The sequence below is a fragment of the Rhodothermales bacterium genome (assembly GCA_017643395.1).
Lineage (GTDB): Bacteria > Bacteroidota > Rhodothermia > Rhodothermales > UBA10348 > JABDJZ01.
In genome coordinates this window covers 24,009-44,103 of sequence record JAEPNP010000004.1, presented here as the reverse complement: position 1 = coordinate 44,103, position 20,095 = coordinate 24,009, and the positions used below count along the sequence as shown (strand labels likewise).

The following is a 20,095-nucleotide window of genomic DNA, read 5'->3' as shown; positions in this document are numbered from 1 at the left end:
ACCAAATCGCCCGACAAAAAACGGGCGAGGCCTGAGGTGGCCCCGCCCGTTTGGCAGTCTGGTGCCAGTCCGCCCTAGTTGCGCGCCGGAGGCACGATTTCCACGGGCTGCAGGCGACCGGAGTCCCGGTTCAGGAACTCCTTGTACAGCTGGATATGTCGATTGTCGATGGGCACCCTGAAACCGTCGATGAACACCTCGGTGATCTCCGTGGCAGGCTCGAAGGGATCGCCGTTCGACAGGAGGAAATTGGCCTTCTTGCCGACCTCGAGCGAGCCGTAGTCGGCGTCGATTCCGAGGGCGCGCGCGGCGTTGATGGTCACGGCCTTGAGCGCATCCTCGCGCCCCAAACCATAGGTGGCGGCAAAGCCGGCGTTCCACGCCAGGTTACGCACGTTCTCGGACTCCCCGGAACGCAGTGCGACCGTAACGCCTGCCGACGCGAGCAATCCGGCGTTGGCGTAGGCACGGTCATAGCGGTCACCTGGGCGGGTGGGCATGGAGATCACAGGGCCGACGATCACCGGCACTCCGGACTCGGCAATCTTGTCGGCCACGCGCCAGCCTTCCGAGACGCCCGAAAGCACGGCCCGGTAGCCCCTTTCGTCGACCCAGTCCAGGGCTTTTTCGATGTCTTTGGCGCCGTTCACGCGAATCATGAGCTGCATCTCGCCGCGCACGACCGGCAGCAGGGCAGCCATCTCCGGCGCGAACGCGGGAGGCCTGTCGCCACCACCGGCCTGGTAGGTCGAGTCGATGCGGGCATAGAGCTCCGCGTCATCGAATACGTCGTTCAGGCGGTCCATGGCCTCTTTGGCGGCCTTGTCGATCTCCGACTGTGGACGCTGGTCCCACCAGCCGCGGCGGCCACTGGTCGGCCAGCTTAGAACCTGCAGCTTGGCGCCGCCGGCACTCATCTGCTCCGGTGTGTAGCCCACGAGGTTGATGACCGCGGCGCGGCCCGGCAGCGTGCCGCCGCTGGGTTCGGCAACGACCGTCGTGACACCGGATACGCGTGTGACCGGAATGGCGACGGCGTTAGGGTTGATGGCCGTCAACGCCTCCATCTGGGGCGTGATGTCACCGACCTCCTGGCTGTCGTTGGTTTCCTGCACCGAGCCGATTTCGGTCAGGCCCAGCGTGGTGCCGCTGTCGATCATGCCCGGGTACAACTCGCGACCGGCAGCGTCGATGATCTCGGCACCTTCGGGAATGGCGACATCGGCGCCAATCGCGACAATGCGGTCTGCCTCAACCACGATGGTGCCGTTCTCGATCGTGCCGTTGGTGACTGTCTCGATACGGGCGTTGGTAATGGCGTAGGTGCCCTGCTTGGCTTTGGGCACCTCCTGCGGCTGCACCTGGAATGCAGCCATCATCATGAGTCCGATTATCAGTTTCATGGCGGTATTCCGGTTAGTTGTGCGGTGAGTGCGAGTGCCCGTGCGTATGCCGTTCGGCCTCGGTGCGCTCGTCGGAGGGATCCGTGGTCACGTTGACCTCCAGGCGCATGTCGTCCACGTCCATGGCGCGGTCGAAGTACCGCACGCCGTCCACAAACGTCATCAGCGGCGTCGCGTAGATCGACAGAGGGTGGGCGTCGAATACTGCGATGTCTCCGTCCTTGCCTACTTCGATGGAGCCTACGCGCTCCTCGATGCCCAGCTGAATGGCCGGGTTGATGGTGATCAGCGCCAGGGCCTCATCGTCCGAGAGACCGCCGTACCGCTGCGCCTTGGCTGCCTCGTGGTAGAGGTGCCTGATGAGGTTTCCGGAGTCGGAGTTGACCGACGTCGTGACGCCGTTCCGGGTCAGGATGGCAGCGTTGTAGGCCGTCGAGTAGTAGACCTCGAACTTGTAGGACCACCAGTCCGAGAACACCGAGGCGTAGGCGCCGAACTCGGCCAGTTCGGGCGCCACCTTGAAGGCCTCGTTGGCATGCTGGAAGGTGATCTTGTCGACGCCGTAGTCCTTGAGCACGCGCATGAGCATCAGGATCTCGTCCGCCCGGTAGCTGTGGCAATGGACCAGGATCTCACCGCGCAGGATCTCGGCCATGGTTTCCAGGCGCTGGTTGTAGACCGGCGGCACAGCACGGGGATTGCGGCGGCGCTCGGCCTCGTAGGCATCCTGGGCCTCCATGTACCGTTTGCCGGCCTCAAACGTCTCGCGCAGCACCGCTTCGACGCCCATGCGGCTGGCCGGGCGAATGGCGGGGCGACCGCCACCGCTGGCGCCACGAAGACCGTGCACGCGAGTCGGGTTCTCACCGAGGGCGAACTTGATCGTGCGCGGAGCGCCCTCGAAGCGCACGCCGTCGGGGTCCGTGATGCCCCAGCGCAGCTTGATGGTCTCGTTCTGGCCTCCGATCACGTTGGCGGAGCCATGCATGAGGTGTGCGGCCGTCACGCCGCCTGCCAGGGCGCGGTAGATCCCGAGATCATAGGGATCGACGACGTCCTCCATGCGGACTTCAGCAGTGACGGGTGAGGTGCCCTCGTTGACAGAGGTGAGGGCGATGTGCGAGTGGGCGTCGATGATGCCCGGCATCACATACTTGCCGGACGCATCGACGACATCGACACCCTCCGGGGCTTCGAGGCCGGTACCGATTCGGGCGATGCGCCCGTCACGGATCAGCACGTCCGTGCCGGTGAGCGTGCCGTTGGTGACGGTCAGCACCGTGCCGCCCTGAATCAACACGTCTTGCGCGGCCGCGGGCAGGACCAGCAGCGCACAGACGATCAGCGAGGTGAAACGTAGTGTCTTCATGGTGTTAGCTCGGGTCGCGCGTGAGGGTGAGCGGAATGGAGTCCAGCCCGTCGAGGGTGGCGCTGCCTGACATCGAGTCGCCATTGCGCTCCAGACTGATGGTGATGAAGCCGTTCGGAGACTGGAACGAGAAGGCGACGGAGTTGCCGTCCACTTCCACCGAACTCACGTCGATGCCCTGTGGGGCTCCGTCGTAGGTCACGACGGCGGTCATGCTGCCGGGCGATCCCGAAAATTCGATCGTGCCGCCGATGTCGCCGTCCGGTGTGCTGGCCACCATGTCCCAGAGACCTGCGATGCTGTCGGAGTTGTCTCCATCACCGCCGCCGCCGGGCGATGACGCCTTGCTCTCGATATCGAAAATTTTGCCCTCGATAATGACGTGCCGAATCTCGGTACCCTCTGCGAACAGGGGGCCTGAGGTGATCACCACGTTGCCGAGCTTGCCGGCTTCCAGGGAGCCCATCGCCCGCGACATGCCGATGACGTCCGCGGCGTTGGTGGTCAGGGCGGCGAGCGCCGTGGTCGTGTCCAGACCCGCAGCCAGCATCTCACCGATGTTGCTGTGGATGTCCCCGGCCGACGTTTCGATGTGGGTGAATGCAAACCGCGCTCCCGCCTCAGCGAGGGTCGCTGCATTCTCCAGGTAGTCCTCCCGGGCCAGCGCCTGGCGGGCCTCCAGGTTGCGCACCTCCGCTTCCGTGTCACGCCAGGTGGCGGTGCGCACATCCGGATCGTAGTTGTCCATGACCGTCAACAGCGAGTCACGCTTCAGTTTGGCCATCCAGCCGGGCTTGCGCGGGAAGTCGGTCGTGACTGCCAGAGGCACGCCGGACGCAGCCAGTTTGTCGGCCAGGTCATAGCCCTGAGGCAGGCCGGCCAGGACCAGGCGGAATCCAAGGTCTTCCCGGAGCGTGAGGGCACGGTGCGACTCGAGCGCATCGTCCACCAGGAAAAACACAGGCTTGTCGCCTTCGATGAGGGGGAAGAGCGCCGAGTGAACCGGGTCGACGGGCGGAGCTGTCATCCCGGAAGGATCATCCTGATAGGCCTCGGTGAGCGCATGACGCCGCTCGGCCTCGCGATACAGCTGGCGCATCTTGGCCATCATGGCCATGGGCGTGCCTGGGTAGACGCCCTGGCCGCCGCGGAACTGGGCAAACAGCGAGACATCGGCGACGAGCACCATGTCGTCGGCCGATTCGCCGTCAAGGCGAACCACAGCGCCGGCGCCAGGAAGCATACGGCCACGCGGTACGGCGTGGGCCGCCGTGAAGCCGGCCTCGCGCATGCTTTTCACGCTGGCATGCGCCGGGTCGAGCATGTTCCGCACGGAGCGGTAGGGCTCAAGGCCCGCCCGGTCGAAGGGCGGGTTGTCCCGATCGGCAACCGGTTCCTGCTGGCCACCCCCCTGACGAGGCGGCTCCTGGCCGACGTAGGAGAGTGGGTCGATAAAGCCGGCGTAGAGGAACATGGAGTCGGCTTCCACGACCCGGGCATCCCAGGGGATATCCGCGCCGGCGCCGACGGCAGTGATGATGCCATCCCGAATGACCAGGGTGGCGTTTTCGATGACCTGCCCGGGAGCCGGGACCACAGTGGCTCCGGTGATGGCAAGTGCGTTGGTGGGCGGGGCCACGCCCGTCTGGGCGTTGGCCAGGGGTGCCCACAGCAGGAGCAGCGCCGTCAGGCGCAGCGTGCGGGAAAGCCTCATAACCAAAAGAAGAGGGTGGGTAGGGCCGGTGAGGACCGGTGACCGGGGAGTCTGAAAAAAGTAGTTGCAGGGCGTATCTGCCACAACCGCGGGCGCGGGCTATTCACAGGGACTCTGCGGGCTGGGCCCGGCGCGGCAGGCGGGCTGCATCCACGGCGGCGGGCGGGCTGCATCCACGGCGGCAGGCGGCCAGGCCGCTTACCACGCGAGCCGGCAGGCGGCTAACCGCGCGGGGCGCCTACTCGTCCACGGACCAGGCGTCGACCACGCCCAGCACGACCAGATTGGCCGGCAGATCCTCCTGGCCGGTGACCTGACGGGCTACCGCGCCTTCTTTGGCCACCAGAACGACATCGCCCTCACCGGCGCCGAAGCCGGGGTCGAGCGCCAGCTTATCCCGTTCAGGCAGATCGGAACCGTCCAGATCCACGGGCTGCACGATCAACAGCTTGCTGGTGCGAAACGCCTCGGCCTTGCGCGTGGCGACCGTCGTTCCTGTGACGCGACATAGACGCATGGGGGGATGATAGGGCTATTTCGCCTGACCGCGCGTCGCGAGTTCTACAAACAATATTGCCTCAAATACATGGGGCAACCTATAGTGATCTGCCCCCGAAAGAGTCCCATCGCGCCCATGTACAGTACCCGCGGCATCGAAGCCGTCGCCACGATTACCGAGTTGCGCTCCAACACGTCAGAGCTGCTCGAACACGCCAGGACCAGTAAGCGCGGCATCCTGATTCAGAAGAACAACGAGCCGTACGCCGTGCTGATCAGCTACGACGAGTACATCCGCCTGCTCAACCTGAAGGAAAAGCGGGGCAAAAAGAAGTAGGCCTTACCGGACGAGTCGCTTGAGTTCGTCCACCCGACGCACGATGGCCTCGCGGTCCATGCTCCGGAATTTCTCCGGCAGGAGCGCGCGCGATGTGCATTCGAGCACGGCCGTCAGGGTCTGAAGCTCGACCTCCAGTGGGTAGGTGGGCGGCATGAAGTCGTCCACCACCTCCTGCAGGATGCGTGTGTCTACCTTGGTCGGCGGCTCCTCGGCAGCCGCGCGGAACTTGGCGCGCGTCATGAGGGCCTCCATGTCGGCACCACTGAACGTCTTGTCCCCGTTGAGCAGCGACTCCGGAACGTCCTCCAAGGCAAGATCGACACCGGTTTTTCGCATCATCACGGTAAGTAGCTCTTCCCGCTCTTCCCGATCAGACGGATAGAAAAGGGCGATGTGCTCTTCGGCGCGTCCCTGGCGCTTGAGGTCGACCGGCATGTAGTCGGGTCGTGCGGTCACCAGGAAGAAGATGATGCGGCCCCGGTTCTTGGTGTTGCTCATGAAGCTGGCGATCTGCCCGAAAACGCGCTTCGACACGCCGGAATCGCCCTGCGCGTCCCGGTTGCCGAGGGCCGCATCGGCCTCGTCGATCATCACCGCAACCGGCGTCATGGCTTCCAGCAGTCCCAGAATGCGCTCCAGGTTGGCTTCGGTCTGGCCCTGCCACTGAGAACGGAAGTTCTTCAGCTTCACCATCGGGATTCCGATTTCGCCGGCGAAGCAGGTAATCGTAAAGGTCTTGCCCGTGCCGACCGGTCCTGAAACCAGATAGCCCATCGGAAGCACATCCGAGTAGCCGGCTTTCAGGGCCCGTGCCGCCTGACGCAGGTGCGCCTTGGCCTCCTTGTGACCTGCCACGATGTCCAGGCTCCAGTCCGTCTCCACGAACTCGAGCATGCCGTGGGCCTCGGCCTCGATGAACTCCTTCTTGAGTTCGGAGAGCACCTCGTAGGTGAGTTCCGTGCGGTTCTCCAGCACGTCCGCGAGGATCGTGCGCATCTGGATGTACCCCAGGCCGGCCGTATTGGCGGCCAGACCGGACGGCGGGACTTCCGAATGCTTCCGGAAATCGTCCTCCTGATCCGTCAGAAACCAGTCCACGTACTTCTTGCGCGCGGCCTCATTCGGCATCGGGATCTTGATCTCCGCCGTGTAGGGGCTCTGCACAATCTGCTGGTTGAGTTCCGTCAGGTTTTCGGCCACCAGCATGAGCGTGAAGTCGCTCTCGAGGAAGAGGGGGTCGTGGCTCCATTTCTGGAGGAAGACGATGGCGTTGCGGTCCTCGGCCGAGTACATCGACGCCTCTGCCATGGGGATCAGCGTCTCCGCGTAATCGAAGATGCAGGCGATGCGCTTGCCCTCTCCGAGACGGATGCGGAAGTAGTTCTGCAGCACCGCCATGACCCGGACGGGGTCCTTCGGCAGCTTCTTGGCGTAGTCGGTGCCAAAAATCGTGTCGTACCCGCTCAGGGCGCGGTTGAAGTCCTTCTGGGAGGCCTTGTCGGCAAAGTGGATGCCCTGCGAGCGGTCATAGAAGAGCACGATGTCCCGGGACGCAAAGAGGTCATCGACCATGAACTCGTGCAGGGAGCAGTACGGAGTCTCTTCGTCGCCGGTGGGTACCAGATCCCGCACGTTGCCGTACAGCAGGAACTGGTTCATGGTCTTGGTCAGGTACTTGCGCGCGAATTCGCGGGCCCACTCCGGATAGTGCGCCGTGTACTGATCGAGCAGGCTGGGAGCGGCCGGAGAAGGCACGCTCATCTGCACGGTCTGCGTAGCCGCGCCCGATGCGCCGTCGGAGCTTGCGGGCTGGCTGGTTTTCTCCGCGTCCGTGTCCGCGACCGGCGGTGCGACTTCTGGCGTCGCCGCAGCGGTGTCGGTGTCGGTTGCCGCCTGCTCGGCGGCCGTGCCGTTTTCGGTGGCTTCGGCGGTGTCTTTGGGCGCGTTTTCGGACATCAGCAGCGTCGGGATCTGGGAGGATGGGGCCAGTATACGCTCGGCTGCCTTCGGGTTTCGTTGGAGGTGGATCCGCACGCGAACTCCCCGGTTGGGAGCGCCGATGCGAACCGTGATCGGCATACTCGTCGTGCTGGCGCTGCCGTCGACGGCCGCGGCGCAGGTCTTCCTCTGGTCCAACCTGCCGATCATCGAAATCGAGGTCAGCGGCGACATTCCGGATGAGCCCAAGGTCCCGGGGCGTATCCGCATCGTCGATGGCGGGGCGGGCGCGGAGAATCGGCGCACCGACCCGGCCGCCTATGACGGCCCCATGGCCATTGAGCTTCGCGGCTCCTCCTCCCGAGTGCTGTTCCCGAAGAAATCCTTTGCGATAGAGCTGAAGGACGAAAACGGTTCAGACACCGATGCTTCGCTGCTGGGCCTTCCGCCGGAGGAGGACTGGGTGCTTCACGGTCCGTACTCGGATCGCACCTACATGCGCAATGTGCTTGCGATGGAGTTGAGTCGGGCGATGGGCCAATATGCCAGTCGCACGCGGTTCGTGGAGGTGTTTCTGAACAACGCTTACCACGGACTCTACGTGCTCATGGAGCGCATCAAGCGGGACTCCGCGCGGGTCGACGTCTCCCGGCTTCGGCCCGAGGAGGTGCTCGAACCCGAGGTGAGCGGAGGCTACATCATCAAGGTGGACAAGCTTGATGGCGCCGGAAACGACGGGTGGACCTCGGCTGTGCCGCCACGGATCGGCTCCGCTGATCGGGTTGTGTTTCAGTATCACTACCCCAAGGGCGCCGACCTGGTGGACGTGCAGAAGGCCTGGATCCAGCAGTGGATGACACGCTTTGAGGAGGAGATGGCGTCCCGACCCGAGCGCTGGCAGGAGTATCTCGAGCCGTCTGCCGCGGTCGACTACCTGCTCCTGAACGAGCTGACCCACAATGTGGACTCGTATCGCCTGAGCACCTTCATGCACAAGGATCGGGATGATGACGACGAACCGCGGCTGCGATTGGGGCCGGTCTGGGACTTCAATCTCGCGTTCGGAAATGCGGATTATTACGACGGGCGCATTACCCGGGACTGGCGCGTGCAGTATCGACTGCCAGACGGCGACTTCCAGCCCCCCGCGTTCTTTCGACGCGTGTTTCGGCAGGACTCGTTTCAGGACCTGGCCCGGACGCGCTGGGCGGAACTGCGGAACAGCTTTCTGCACACGGACTCCTTGCTGGCGCGCATCGATGGCCACGCCGAAACCATCCGCGCTGCCTACGAGCGGGACCGCCTCCGCTGGGGGCAATTCGGTCGATACATTTGGCCCAACGTATTCGTCGGGCAGGATCTGGACGATGAGGTCGCCTATCTGAAGAGCTGGTTGCTGGCCCGCCTGGCCTGGATGGACGACGCACTGGATCCGGGGAGCGGCGTGCCCGACGGGGCACCCCAGCTCGTGGCCGGACAGATCACCGTGACCGGGCCCTACCCAAATCCGGTCTCCGGGACCGCCCGGTTGGTGGTGGGGTTGTCGCCGTCCGGTTGGATGGTCGTCACGCTACATGACGTCCTGGGTCGCGAAGTGAGGCAGGTTTTTCGCGGTTTTCCTGAGTCCGATGCCTTTCAGGAGCTGATCCTGGATACCACCGGCCTGCCGAATGGTCTGCATTTCCTTCGGATCAGGTCTACCGGCCGGTTGATCACGCACGCGCTGCATATTGTGCGATAATCCCATGCGTCCGCTTTCGATCATCGCACTGCTCCTGACCGGCCTGCTGGCCGCGTGCGTGGAACCCTCGGGCAGCATTCCCGAAGAGGATCCCCCTGCCGGCACCGAACTCCCGCCACTCGTGACGCCGACGCGGGCCGCTGAGCTGGCCAGGGCGGCCTGGGCCGACTACTGGCAGGCCAACATGGGCGGCTGGGGAGGCCTCGGATGGTCAGCGCAGGCGGACGAGATCACGTCCACCAGCTCTGCCTACGGCCTCCGCGTGTCCGGGGAGGAGCCCCGAGGGTGGGTGCCCAACTCGGCCAGCACGTGGTATGACTTCACGCTGGAGCCCTGGCGCCTTGCCCATCGATGTCAGGCGGCGGCCACGGTGGCGCTGCGGGCCACGCTGCAGCCAGAGGCTGTCTTCGAGGCGGCCGGCGAGTCAAGGTTGCGCATCGCGGCGTTTTCGCGCTTCGTGCGGGGCCTGTGTCTGGGCACGCTGGCGATGCGGTACGAGACCGCTTACGAAGTCGGGGCCGATTCCACGCTGCGTGAGCGCAACTGGGAGCAGCTGCAGGCCGCGGCAGTCGACGAGTTGTATCAGTCGATCGGACTCGCCACCAGTAGCAGGCTCTCGTTCCCGGCTGATGAGCAGTGGATCTACGGCCTCGACCTGGATTCGGAGGGACTTGTCAGACTGGCCAACAGCTTCGCCGCCCGATACATGGCGGCAGTCCCCCGGACCCCTGCCGGCCGGGAAGCCGCCGACTGGCAGGAGATCCGAAGGCTGGCCGCGTCCGGGATCGAGGTGGACTTTGCGCCTGTCGGCGACATCAACCGGGACAACCAGTTCACAGACCTGACCTACTGGGCCCACATTCCCCAGCGCTCCATGGCCGACTATCGCACTGTCGGCCCGGCGGACCTCAGTGGCCGATACGCTCGCTGGCTGGCCGCACCGGCCGTGGAGCGCCGGCCCTTCGACATCGAGACGGACGATCGGCGCATTCAGTTCAGACGGGGCTTCGACTCACCTCCGGGGGCGTACTTCGCGCAGCTCGACACCCACTATTTCGCGGCCTCCCGTGGGCCGTATCTCGTGAGCCGGGTGCAGTTTGTGCGGTGGCAGGAGTATTCAGTGACCTCCAGCGGTCCCATGCCGCACATGGTGAAGGCGGAAATGGATCTGCTGCAGGCGGAGGCCCTGCTGAGGAGTGGCGCGCGGGGAGTGGAACTGATCAACAACAGCAGGGTGGCGGCTGGGCTGACGCCTGCGAGGGTCACCGATGCCCCCGGAACACCCAGAGACGGAAGCTGGCAGAACGTAGAGATTCACGTGGAAGGCGCTTCGCTCTGGGCCAAGCTGCAGCACGAATTCCGCCTCGAGACGTTCGGCACCGGCGGTGCGCTCGCCTGGGCAACCGACCGAGGATGGGGCGACCTGGTTGACGGAACTCCGGCGGAGTATCCAGCCCCCGAGAGCCGGGCAGCGCTGGTCGGTTGGCTCGTCGGGCAATAGGAAAGGGCCCGACCGAAGGTTCGGCCGGGCCCTGAGAGTGGAACGCGGGCCTGACGGGGCTGTCAGGCCGTCGGTGTGCTTCGAGTTGCGTCAGGCGATCGTGACACTGTCGTCCAGGTAGACGTCCTGGATCGCATTCAGAATGCCGACGCCTTCGTCCATCGCACGCTGGAACGCCTTGCGGCCCGAGATGAGACCCATGCCGCCGGCGCGCTTGTTGATCACGGCCGTCTTCACCGCCTGCTGCAGGTCGTTGGCACCGGAGGCGCCGCCCGAATTGATTGTGCCGACGCGGCCCATGAAGGCATTGGCGACCTGGTAGCGGGTGAGGTCGATGGGGTGATCGCTGGCCAGCTCGCTGTAGATGCGCTCGTCCAGTTTGCCGTAGCTGGAGTCGCCGGAGTTGAGCGCCTTGTAGCCGTAGTTGGACGTCGGCTGCTTCTGCTTGACAATATCAGCCTCGAGGGTAGCTCCGATGTGATCGGCCTGGCCGGTCAGGTCTGCACTGCCTTCGTGATTGACGCCATCCACCTTGAAACCCGAGTTGCGCATGTAGCACCAGAGGATGGTCGCCATGCCCATTTCGTGCGCCACCGCGAAGGCCTCGGAGACCTCCTGGATCTGCCGGTTCGACTCTTCCGATCCGAAGTAGATCGTAGCACCAACTGCCACGCAGCCCATGTTCCAGGCCTCTTCCATGCGTGCGAAGAGAATCTGGTCGAACGTGTTCGGGTAGGTGAGCAGTTCGTTGTGATTGAACTTCAGGATGAACGGAATCTTGTGGGCATACTTGCGCGCCACGGATCCGAGGGCGCCGTAGGTGGAGGCTACCGCATTGCAGCCGCCTTCGATGGCCAGCTTGACGATGTTCTCCGGGTCAAAGTAGATCGGGTTCTTGGCGAAGGAGGCGCCAGCGGAATGCTCAATGCCCTGGTCCACTGGAAGAATCGACACGTAGCCAGTATTGGCCAGGCGACCGGTGCCAAAGAGCGTCTGAAGGGAGCGCAGCGTCTGGATGTTGCGGTCCGACTGCGCAAAAATGCGGTCGACGAAGTCAGGACCCGGCAGGTGCAACTGGTCCTTTGAAATCGTCTTGCAGGAGTGATCCAGCAGGTATCCGGCCTCGTTGCCCAGGATTTCTGCGGTATTCGAATTGATGACTTCGGCCATGGCGGATTCTCACAGAGTGGTGTCCGGCAAAAATAACGGGAGCGTCAGGCCCTGCCTAGCCAAAACACTGCGTGGAACCGCTTTCTTCACGCCGATCTCTCCCGGACGCGAATCTCGTGCGGGATGGAGTCCGGTGCAGCGAGCCAATCGGCGAAATGACGGCGAATGAGCGCCGACATCAACAGGCCTTTGGAGCCCAGTCCGGTGACGATCCATACCCGGCTGTGCCCCGGAAGCGGCCCGACCATCGGCAACCTGGTTCCTGGCACCGTGACTCGCACACCTGCCCGCATACGGTCCACGGGCGCATCGGCCAGCAGGGGAAGGTTGTTCGCGGCGCGTGCCACGAGATCCCGGGCAGCGGCCGGGTTGGGGTGGGGGTCCTCAAACTGGTGTTCAAATGTGCTTCCAACAACGGTCCCGTCCGGCACGGGCACCGTATAGCCACCGCCCGAAATGCATGGTGCGCGCTCCGGCAGACGCACGGGCGTGTGCGCCGTTTGCCCCTTGATCGGATGCAATGGCAGGGAAGCGGTACCAGGCATCGTGGCCAGCGCGGATCCCATCGCCAGAACCAGTACGCCGCTGCGCACCGTGCCCGGGCCGTCCGGCGTCTCGAAGGTGGACGTAACCTCTCCGGCAGCCTCGGCGAATCCGGTGAGTTTCCAGGCTCGACTGGGCGATGGGCTCCGGAAGTCCTCAGGCCGGAATGCCAGTCCGGAAGGGACAAACAGGGTGCCGTGTGGGGCGTGGAGGAACGGCCATCGCTCCCGGGATTCGGCCTGTGAGTGATAGCTGGCCAGGTCGGCGTGGCGTTCCGAGCGGCCCCGGAAGATGTCCATCTGCTTCCAGTCTCGGGCAGGCCGCAAGACACCTCGGGCCACGGGTTCCACGCCGTGCTCGCTGTGCCATTCACCGAGCGCTTCCATCGCCTCGCGGGCGCGCCAGACCGGGTTGGCTTTCTGGGACATCATTGGGTTCGCCAGAAGCGCCTGAGCGGCCGGAGTCGCGGATTCGGGCGATGGGCTGTCCGCCCAGATGAGCGGGCACCGTCCGGTCATGGCGCTTGCCACCGCACGCCCCGCGAGCCCTCCGCCGACGACCACCATGGGTTCTTCCATACCGGGAATATCGGGTGGACGGGGGAGAATGCGGTCGGGCCTTGGGCACCGGCAGATCGGCGTTCGGGAATGCGGAAACGGGGTGGCAGAGCAGCGCGCGCGGGAACGCGGCCACCGGGTGGCAATTGCAGCCCCATGAGAAGGATATGGATATCCGTTATTGCAATGTGGGGCATCTGCGCTCCGCACGCGGGGGCTCAGGAGGCCCGGTCCGATACGCTGCAGACCGAGACGGGGGTGGAGCTGGCGCTCGCCGCAGGAGACCTGCTGCGGAACGACGATTCCGGTGGCGGACCCGTGCTGCTCGAGGTGGTTTCAGGGCCGCGACACGGCACCCTGACGGTGGTAGAGGACTCGCTGGTCTACCGGCCGGATATGGGTTACATCGGGCCGGACAGCCTGATTTACCGGTTCAGCACCGTGCCGGAGGCTGTGATGACGGTAGACACGGCCGCGTCTTCGCTGACCTTCCAGGTGGACTTGACCTTGCCGAATGTCGGCACGGCGTCCGATGAGGAGCAGCTGTTCATCGAGGGGACCGTTGCGGCGGCAGCCTGGCCGGATCGCGCACCGTTTGATTCGCTCCAGGTCCGGGGGCTGGATCTTCAGAACTCGGCCGCGGCAACCCTGGATTTCAACTATGGGGACCTGGGGTTGACTGTGCTCACCGTGACCCTGGACGCGGCGGCCGGCGGCATTCGGCTTTCCCTGCCTCACCCGGGCGCAGCGGTGGTGCCGGGCTTTGCCGGTTTGTTTGAGCAGGCCGGAAACGAGGTGGGCGTCGCCGGTCAGGTCGGCGTCACGGGCTCTGGTCCGCTCGGTGGACTCGTGCCGACTGGGGACCAGCAGTTTGATACGTCGCTCACCACGGAGCTGGCCGGGCTGTTGGGGCCCGGTGTGGGTGGGGAGGAGCGGCTCATCCTCAACGTGGACCTTCAGGAGTCGGTGGACCTCTCCGGAAATACCGCAGACCTGCATATCACCGGAGAAATCGTTGCGATGGGGGACATACCCGCATCGGCCGTCTCCAATGAGGCGACCGTGTATCTGTCGGTCGTCGCACCTGTATCGGTTGCCGTGCCGGAGTCGCTGCCGGATCTCGCGGTGTACCCGAACCCGACGGCCGGCCGCGTCTGGCTTGCCGCACTCCCCGTAGAACTCGCTATCGTTGATGTGCTTGGACGCGAGCGAGGCCGCATTCCCGCCGCTTCGCGCAGCGCGGACCTGTCGGCCCTGCCGGCCGGGGTGTACTTCCTGGTCGGCCCCGGATTGCCGGCGGTGAAGGTGGTGCGGCGGTAGGCGGGCACCTGGGGAGGTGATCGAAGCCGCCGGCGAGGCCGCGGGCGCTGGGGCGCGATCGCTCGCGCCGGAGCCGCGGCCGCCCGCGGGCGCTGGTGCCGGAGCCGCGATCGCTGGGACGCGGGCGCTGGTGCGCGACCATGTGCAGCCGGCCGGAGCCGCGACCGCGAGGTGCGTCGAGGGCCCCGCGTCGGCCCTCGCGGCTGCCCCCTGCGCCGCCAAGTGCAAGCAGGGGCCGGTTTTCCACTTCGAGCCCCCGAAAGGCACGTCGGTAGTCGACTGGGGCTGCTTTTTCCACGTCGGGTGCGATCGAAGCGGCCGACACGTGTAAACGACGCCCACGATTCCATGTCGGAGCCGGGGCCGTGGCCCCTAGCGCGCGGGGTCCTGTCAGCGGGCATGACGCTCAGCCTTGGATGGGCACCATCCCACCGATGGAAGAGGCTGAATGTCTCCGGATCACCAACGCAGATGCCTCGCTTAGTCCTCGGGCCAGCCCTGTGCTGCCCGCTTGCGGACGCGCTTGACATGTTCGCGCGTGCGATGGCAATTGGCACAGACAACATCGCATTTGTCGATCTCACGCCGAACGACGGCAGGTGAGTGTGTCGCAAGGCCTTCGCCAACGTTGAAGCGCTTTTTGCCTCGTACGTGGTCAAAGTCCATCACGTAGTAGGGGTACCGCACCCCGCAGTCCGAGCACGGAACGGCCTTCGCTCCCCGAATCAGCTTCCGGATATCGGCCCGGACCACCCGGTTGCGTTTGGATGCCTTCTTGCGGTAGTACGCGGGATCTGCATCAAAATGCGCCTGGACATATGAGCGCTGACATTCCTTGCAGGCACTCTGAAGGCCATCCTTGCGAGCACGATTTCGATGGAACTCCTCTCGTGACTTGATGCGTGCGCAACGGCCACAGCGCTTGGTTGATGAGATGGGCATCGCAATGTTTCTTAGTCATTGCTGAAACGAAAAAAGGCCTCTCATGATCCATGAGAGGCCCTTTTTTGGCGTGCCCGAGAGGAGTCGAACCCCTGACCTGCTGATCCGTAGTCAGCCGCTCTATCCAGCTGAGCTACGGGCACACGTGCGCTGGGCGCAGAGTCATATTATACGGAGATGGCCTGGATTGGAAAAATGAAAGTTCGCTGGAGTCATGCCGGCTGACGCGGCAGTGACCGTGCAAGGCCTCACCCTCCACCTCCGCATCGGCGGCCAGGGTCCCGGCCTGCTTCTGCTGCACGGTTTCCCGACCTCCTCCGCGGACTGGGATCCCATCTGGTCGGCACTGACACGGGACTTCCGCGTGCTCGCCTTCGACTTTCCGGGACTCGGCCGGTCGGAGAAGCCCCGCCGGCACGTCACGATCCCGCAGATCGCGGACATCGCCCTCGAACTGATGGATCGCCACGGTGTCCCGTGTGCGCACATGCTGGCCCACGACCTGGGAAACACGGTGGCGCTGGAACTCCTGCACCGCGACCGGGACTGGCAGTCGCTCGTCATGCTCAACGGAGGGATTGTGCCGGGCGCCTATCGACCCAGACCCATCCAGAAACTCCTTGCCGGGCCCGCTGGTCCGCTGGTGGCACGCGTCGCCTCCGAGCGCCTGTTCCGGCGCAACATGCACCGAATCTTCGGTCCGCACACGGCGCCATCGGAGCAGTTTCTCCACGAAAGCTGGCAGACCTTGCTGGCCGGAGGCGGCCGTGCGTCGTTGCCCTACGTGATCCGCTATCTGCACGAACGGAAACGCCATGCGGACCGATGGATGGAGCCGCTGCGGCACCCTCCCGTGCCGATGCAGCTCATCTGCGGCGTGCACGATCCCGTGTCAGGCGAGGCGGTGGCCGATGCGGTCGAGGCCCTCGAGTCCGGCGTGCACGTGACTCGCCTCGACGTGGGGCACTATCCCCAGGTCGAGAATCCGGAGCAGGTGGTCGATGCGTTCCGCGCCTTCCACAGCCGGCTTCGGTAGACACCGTCGGCTACACCACCCCCGCAATCAGGAGCACTGCAATGACAAGCAGCATGCCGCCCGTGAGTCTGCGCACGCCGTCCATCGTCACCTTGTTGAGGTAGCGCCGCCCCACGAGCACTCCGGCAAACGCCGCCAGTGTGCCAACAAGCACGAGGTTGCCGGACGCTCCGCCCAACAGGACCGAAACGTCGGCCCCAAAGACCAGCACCCCGTACACCCCGATGCGGATCAGGTCCACGGCCAGTCCGATCACCGCGTTCGTTCCCACAAAGGCCTTCGCGGTGATGCGGGTCGACGCCAAAAACGCCGAACGCAGCGCGCCCTGGTGCCCGGAGAGCCCCCCGAAGAACCCGGAGAGCACGCCGCCCACCGGCAGCCATCGGGCATCCAGTTCCACGCCCGCAAATCGCGGGCTCAATTCGAACACGGCGAAACCCAGCATCAGCACCCCGATGACGGCGTTGATTGCCGTGATCTCGCCCTGAACTCCCGCCAGCTGCCAGGAAACACTCCCCGGAATCTCGGCCACCACGGCCAGGAGCCAGGCACCGAGAAAGGCCGCCAACACCGCAGGCGCACCAAACCGGATGACCACGTCGCGATCGGCCAGTTTGCCGAGCAGGGACACCTTCAGCACATTGTTGGCCGCGTGCACCACCGCAGTGGCCGCCACAGCCCATTCCACCGGAACGAACAGCGCAAAGACCGGCAGGAGAATGGTGCCGAGTCCAAATCCGGAGTACATCGTCAGCCCGGAGGCCACAGCGGCCGCGACCGCGACGATTACATACTCCATCAGCGCCTGTCCTTTTTATGCTTCATGACTTCGCGGACCATCTTGCCGAACCCGCGATCCCGTCGGCGTCGTTCCGCAATCGAGCGCTCGAAGTGGGCCGCCTCGCGCTCAAGTTTATGGTACGCCGCCAGTGTTTCGGCCGCCAGGTCGCCCGTCTCCACGGCCGCCAGCACAGCGCACCCGACCTCTTCCTGATGTCGGCAGTCGGCAAACCGGCATGTTTCCGCCAGCACGGCAATCTCATCAAAGGTGTCTTCGATGCCACCCTGCATATCGGTCATGCCCATTTCGCGCACCCCGGGTGTGTCGATAAGCAGCGCCCCCGACGGAAGCTGCACCAACTCCCGCCGCGTCGTCGTGTGTCGCCCCTTGCCGTCGACGTCACGGACCGCCCCGGTGGCAAACGTCTCGGATCCCAAAAGCCCGTTCAGCAGCGTGGTCTTGCCGGCTCCCGACGGCCCGATCAGTACAAACGTGCGGCCGGCCTCCAGCAGACCCTGCACCTCCAGAAAGCCACCGGAAACTTCCGAACTCGCAGCTACCACCGGGCCGATATGTGCGCACTGGGCGATGGACTCTTTGCGCTCCTCATCGTCCAGTAGATCGACCTTGCTCAGCACGACGACAGGCTCGATGCCCCCGTCCCGTACCGCAGCAGCAAAACGCTCCAACCTGCGCACATTCACCGGCAGATTGCACCCGTGCACCAGCAACGCCACGTCCACCCAGGAGGCCATGATCTGAAGCCCGGAGGAAGTACCGGGCCTCCGGCGCCGCAGCACACCTTGCCTGGCCTGGACCTCCGAGACCATGGCCAGGTCATCCAGTGCGCGCACCCAGACCCAATCTCCGGTTACGGGAAAATCGTCCTCCGTCTCAGCGGTGAAGCGCAGCCTGCCCGTCAACTCAGCCTGCCGCAGGCCGGACTCGGTCATCACGGACAGATTCGTGCGATGCACGGCGAGCACCCGCCCGGGCTCCAGGTCCGGGGCCGGGGCCGGATCGAACGTCGACCTCCCGAACGTCTCCAGCAGGCTCACTGCGGCATGGTGGCCGTCAGCGAAATGGCCAGCTTCTCGGACCTCGAACCCCGCACGGTGTCTGAGGCTACCACCTCGTTGTTCACCAGAATTGACCCGATTACGGTGACCTCCTTGTTCGGAATGGGCTGCCACGGGTTGAAGGGGGTAGCATTCACCCAGAGGTTGGCGACAGTGCCGGGCTGCAACGTGGATGTCTCTGCGAACGGGATGTCCACGGACTCCGCGTGCATCACCTCGCCGGTACCGAGCTGATACTTGACCGAATCGGCGCGCACCACATCGCCCTCCACGCGATACAGCACCCGGTAGGTTTCGGGCTGATCGTCGTCGACGGGAGGAAGGTTCGAGTCGCAGCCCGGCCAGGCCAATGCCACAGCCAGGGTCAACAGCAGTCTCATGGGTTTCGCAGAGAGATCGTGCATGCAAGGTAGGTAGCGCATGCGACACGTGGCTACCGGGCTCCAGCAGGCAAACCGTCGCCAGACTTGCGCCACCGGTGTCCTAGCGGATGTCTTCGGCCAGCCAGTTTTCCAGGGGTGTGCCAACGATGCGGCCGCCGTCGACCACCAGTCGGGCTCCCCATTCACGCTCGCCCTCGGAGGCCTGTGCCACGCCGTCCACAACCAGCATCGAGTTACGTCCCAGAGACAGATGAGCGGTCTCGAGTGCGCCGTTCACGATCAGGCGACTCAGGGGCAGCACACGCAGAGAGTCGAATCGGGCACTGCCGTCCAGCCGAACGGTGCCCCGGACCACAGCCAGTCCGCTGAACTCGAGGTCCGGCAACACCGGAATGACATCACTGTCCAGGAAACGGGCGTTGTGTCGCTCGTCTGTGGTGAATCTGACCGTGAGCGCATCGCCCGTGCGCGATAGCACATGCACACCGCGGTACAACAGGTCTGTCTGGGATTCGTGCACGCGCGGTCCGCTCGCGGGAAATCCCACATAGCCGGTACTGTTGGGGTGCGTCCAAGGTGTCAGGCGGTCGCCGGGCCTCAGGAGATCGCCCCGGTAGGGCGCCGCCCGAGGGGACAACTCCAGGCTGCCGTCCGCCGGCACCACGCCCACGCGCCCGTCGCCCTCCGTGGCCATCACAAGAACGCCCGTATCCATGAGTCCCTGCTCGCTGCGCGCCTGGGGATGCCGCTCCACCATGAGCCGGTCGAACGGACCCACGCGCTGGCGATTGCTGAGGTACAGGCGCCGAAGTCCACCGGTTCGGGACAGGCGCACGGCATCGTACGTAAAGCACTGGTCGGCGTCTCCGGAATAGAGATCCTGCACGGTGACCACCGTGTCCCGGGTCAGGGGTCGGCAGTCAATCCATCCAAGCAGGTCCCTCTCGAAGGCCGAAATGGTCTCATCGCCACGAGCATCGGACGGCCCCGACATGAGCACGTAGCCCACCCGGCGATCGGGGAAAGACGGAATGCCGGCGGCGGGTTCTACCGGCTGCAGATGCACGAAGCCCCGCCACAGGTCGTGACCGATCTCGTGCGCCATCAGGCGGACCAGGTCCACCTCTGGAAAGATGTTTCCGGCGTTGTCGTAGCGCACATAGGACCCGCTGGCGTGGCGGTCCACCCGGCGCGCTTTGCTCGCGCCGAATTCGGCTACCTCAGAGGAGTAGCCCAGGTCTGAGATGCCGAAGGCGTGGGTGCGGAAAAGCAGCGTTTCCTGCATGCGACGCACCACCACGAACAGATAGTCGATGTAGCCGTCCCGGTCCGCATCGAAGTCGTCGAGATCCACCCGATCAGAGGCGTCCACGCTCTCGAGCAGCTCGCGCGTCAGCCGCGCCTGATCCAGCGTTCCATCGCCCGACCGGTACGCGCGTTCGGGCTCGCGGGTCACCAGAACCTCCGGGTAGGAACGTCCGGTAAGGCGAAACGCCCCGTCTGACTGATCGAGGAAGTAGCGGGTCAGGCCGGTCGGCCGTTCGACGGACGGCGACAGGATTGAATCTGCTATCGCAGGCCAATCGTCGGGCCCCTGCCATCCTCGATTGGCCGCAGTGACCCCGGGCCAGGCGGTATCGTCACTGGCAAAGCGCACCCAGAGGACGAGCGCCCGGGTCTCTCCGGCCACCCGCGGATACGGATCCCCGTCAAACACGATGGGGGCCGGCGCACAGGACGCCGCCCCCATCATCAGCAAGCAAAGAAGCGCTGCACGCAC

Annotated in this window: 17 protein-coding genes and 1 tRNA gene; 5 read left to right on the top strand and 13 right to left on the bottom strand. The window is 64.9% G+C overall.

What is annotated here, in order from left to right; all coding sequences use genetic code 11:
* Positions 1-74: 74 nt before the first annotated feature.
* From JJ896_12870 to JJ896_12855, 4 genes are all read right to left on the bottom strand, one after another.
* Positions 75-1,403 (bottom strand): amidohydrolase family protein, encoded by a 1,329-nt coding sequence (locus JJ896_12870; protein ID MBO6780539.1) that lies wholly within the window; start codon positions 1,401-1,403, stop codon positions 75-77.
* 13 nt (positions 1,404-1,416) lie between these two features.
* Positions 1,417-2,772 carry an amidohydrolase family protein gene (locus JJ896_12865; GenBank protein MBO6780538.1) on the bottom strand — a complete coding sequence of 452 codons (1,356 nt, stop codon included), beginning with the start codon at positions 2,770-2,772 and terminating at the stop codon, positions 1,417-1,419.
* 4 nt (positions 2,773-2,776) lie between these two features.
* Positions 2,777-4,486: an amidohydrolase family protein gene (locus tag JJ896_12860; GenBank protein MBO6780537.1), complete on the bottom strand. Its 1,710-nt coding sequence runs from the start codon at positions 4,484-4,486 to the stop codon at positions 2,777-2,779.
* 238 nt (positions 4,487-4,724) lie between these two features.
* Positions 4,725-5,003 carry a hypothetical protein gene (locus tag JJ896_12855; GenBank protein MBO6780536.1) on the bottom strand — a complete coding sequence of 93 codons (279 nt, stop codon included), beginning with the start codon at positions 5,001-5,003 and terminating at the stop codon, positions 4,725-4,727.
* 117 nt (positions 5,004-5,120) lie between these two features.
* Here JJ896_12855 and JJ896_12850 point away from each other — a divergent pair, with 117 nt between their 5' ends.
* Positions 5,121-5,321, top strand: coding sequence for a type II toxin-antitoxin system Phd/YefM family antitoxin (locus JJ896_12850; GenBank protein MBO6780535.1), 201 nt, complete (start codon positions 5,121-5,123; stop codon positions 5,319-5,321).
* A 3-nt stretch (positions 5,322-5,324) separates the two neighbouring features.
* Here JJ896_12850 and JJ896_12845 read toward each other — a convergent pair whose 3' ends face one another.
* The gene (locus tag JJ896_12845) at positions 5,325-7,280 is read right to left on the bottom strand and encodes an ATP-binding protein (protein MBO6780534.1); all 1,956 of its coding nucleotides are present in this window, start codon (positions 7,278-7,280) and stop codon (positions 5,325-5,327) included.
* A gap of 103 nt (positions 7,281-7,383) precedes the next feature.
* Here JJ896_12845 and JJ896_12840 point away from each other — a divergent pair, with 103 nt between their 5' ends.
* Together JJ896_12840 and JJ896_12835 are read left to right on the top strand one after the other, a co-directional pair.
* Complete coding sequence (locus JJ896_12840) at positions 7,384-9,003, top strand: CotH kinase family protein (GenBank protein MBO6780533.1); 1,620 nt, start codon at positions 7,384-7,386, stop codon at positions 9,001-9,003.
* A 4-nt stretch (positions 9,004-9,007) separates the two neighbouring features.
* Complete coding sequence (locus tag JJ896_12835; protein MBO6780532.1) at positions 9,008-10,504, top strand: hypothetical protein; 1,497 nt, start codon at positions 9,008-9,010, stop codon at positions 10,502-10,504.
* A 90-nt stretch (positions 10,505-10,594) separates the two neighbouring features.
* Here the strand turns inward: JJ896_12835 and JJ896_12830 are convergent, their stop codons facing one another.
* Together JJ896_12830 and JJ896_12825 are read right to left on the bottom strand one after the other, a co-directional pair.
* On the bottom strand, positions 10,595-11,674 hold the full coding sequence (locus JJ896_12830; GenBank protein ID MBO6780531.1) for a class I fructose-bisphosphate aldolase: 1,080 nt from the start codon (positions 11,672-11,674) through the stop codon (positions 10,595-10,597).
* 86 nt (positions 11,675-11,760) lie between these two features.
* On the bottom strand, positions 11,761-12,795 hold the full coding sequence (locus JJ896_12825; protein ID MBO6780530.1) for an FAD-binding oxidoreductase: 1,035 nt from the start codon (positions 12,793-12,795) through the stop codon (positions 11,761-11,763).
* Between the two features lie 135 nt (positions 12,796-12,930).
* Between JJ896_12825 and JJ896_12820 the strand changes: the two genes are divergently transcribed.
* Entirely contained in the window at positions 12,931-14,094 is a 1,164-nt protein-coding gene (locus JJ896_12820) for a T9SS type A sorting domain-containing protein (protein ID MBO6780529.1), read from the top strand.
* A 480-nt stretch (positions 14,095-14,574) separates the two neighbouring features.
* On the opposite strand, the gene JJ896_12815 is transcribed toward JJ896_12820, so the two are convergent.
* On the bottom strand, positions 14,575-15,036 hold the full coding sequence (locus tag JJ896_12815) for a hypothetical protein (GenBank protein MBO6780528.1): 462 nt from the start codon (positions 15,034-15,036) through the stop codon (positions 14,575-14,577).
* A 66-nt stretch (positions 15,037-15,102) separates the two neighbouring features.
* Positions 15,103-15,179 (bottom strand) — tRNA-Arg (locus JJ896_12810).
* A 71-nt stretch (positions 15,180-15,250) separates the two neighbouring features.
* Here JJ896_12810 and JJ896_12805 point away from each other — a divergent pair.
* Positions 15,251-16,072, top strand: a complete 822-nt coding sequence (locus JJ896_12805; GenBank protein ID MBO6780527.1) for an alpha/beta hydrolase — start codon at positions 15,251-15,253, stop codon at positions 16,070-16,072.
* Between the two features lie 10 nt (positions 16,073-16,082).
* Here JJ896_12805 and JJ896_12800 read toward each other — a convergent pair whose 3' ends face one another.
* The 4 genes from JJ896_12800 to JJ896_12785 all read right to left on the bottom strand — a co-directional run bounded on the left by JJ896_12800 (position 16,083) and on the right by JJ896_12785 (position 20,095).
* The gene (locus JJ896_12800) at positions 16,083-16,871 is read right to left on the bottom strand and encodes a TSUP family transporter (protein MBO6780526.1); all 789 of its coding nucleotides are present in this window, start codon (positions 16,869-16,871) and stop codon (positions 16,083-16,085) included.
* Positions 16,871-17,911 carry a ribosome small subunit-dependent GTPase A gene (gene rsgA, locus JJ896_12795; protein ID MBO6780525.1) on the bottom strand — a complete coding sequence of 347 codons (1,041 nt, stop codon included), beginning with the start codon at positions 17,909-17,911 and terminating at the stop codon, positions 16,871-16,873. Before rsgA ends, JJ896_12800 begins: the two co-directional genes overlap by 1 nt.
* Positions 17,908-18,312 carry a hypothetical protein gene (locus tag JJ896_12790; GenBank protein MBO6780524.1) on the bottom strand — a complete coding sequence of 135 codons (405 nt, stop codon included), beginning with the start codon at positions 18,310-18,312 and terminating at the stop codon, positions 17,908-17,910. Before JJ896_12790 ends, rsgA begins: the two co-directional genes overlap by 4 nt.
* A gap of 103 nt (positions 18,313-18,415) precedes the next feature.
* Complete coding sequence (locus JJ896_12785; protein MBO6780523.1) at positions 18,416-20,095, bottom strand: hypothetical protein; 1,680 nt, start codon at positions 20,093-20,095, stop codon at positions 18,416-18,418.

Coding starts and splice junctions, on each gene's coding strand:
- JJ896_12790 (MBO6780524.1), bottom strand. CDS start 18,312: ATGAGACTGCTGTTGACCCTGGCTGTGGCATTGGCCTGGCCGGGCTGC.
- JJ896_12870 (MBO6780539.1), bottom strand. CDS start 1,403: ATGAAACTGATAATCGGACTCATGATGATGGCTGCATTCCAGGTGCAG.
- JJ896_12865 (MBO6780538.1), bottom strand. CDS start 2,772: ATGAAGACACTACGTTTCACCTCGCTGATCGTCTGTGCGCTGCTGGTC.
- JJ896_12850 (MBO6780535.1), top strand. CDS start 5,121: ATGTACAGTACCCGCGGCATCGAAGCCGTCGCCACGATTACCGAGTTG.
- JJ896_12860 (MBO6780537.1), bottom strand. CDS start 4,486: ATGAGGCTTTCCCGCACGCTGCGCCTGACGGCGCTGCTCCTGCTGTGG.
- JJ896_12840 (MBO6780533.1), top strand. CDS start 7,384: ATGCGAACCGTGATCGGCATACTCGTCGTGCTGGCGCTGCCGTCGACG.
- JJ896_12800 (MBO6780526.1), bottom strand. CDS start 16,871: ATGGAGTATGTAATCGTCGCGGTCGCGGCCGCTGTGGCCTCCGGGCTG.
- JJ896_12845 (MBO6780534.1), bottom strand. CDS start 7,280: ATGTCCGAAAACGCGCCCAAAGACACCGCCGAAGCCACCGAAAACGGC.
- JJ896_12855 (MBO6780536.1), bottom strand. CDS start 5,003: ATGCGTCTATGTCGCGTCACAGGAACGACGGTCGCCACGCGCAAGGCC.
- JJ896_12815 (MBO6780528.1), bottom strand. CDS start 15,036: ATGCCCATCTCATCAACCAAGCGCTGTGGCCGTTGCGCACGCATCAAG.
- JJ896_12835 (MBO6780532.1), top strand. CDS start 9,008: ATGCGTCCGCTTTCGATCATCGCACTGCTCCTGACCGGCCTGCTGGCC.
- JJ896_12805 (MBO6780527.1), top strand. CDS start 15,251: ATGCCGGCTGACGCGGCAGTGACCGTGCAAGGCCTCACCCTCCACCTC.
- JJ896_12825 (MBO6780530.1), bottom strand. CDS start 12,795: ATGGAAGAACCCATGGTGGTCGTCGGCGGAGGGCTCGCGGGGCGTGCG.
- JJ896_12830 (MBO6780531.1), bottom strand. CDS start 11,674: ATGGCCGAAGTCATCAATTCGAATACCGCAGAAATCCTGGGCAACGAG.
- JJ896_12820 (MBO6780529.1), top strand. CDS start 12,931: ATGAGAAGGATATGGATATCCGTTATTGCAATGTGGGGCATCTGCGCT.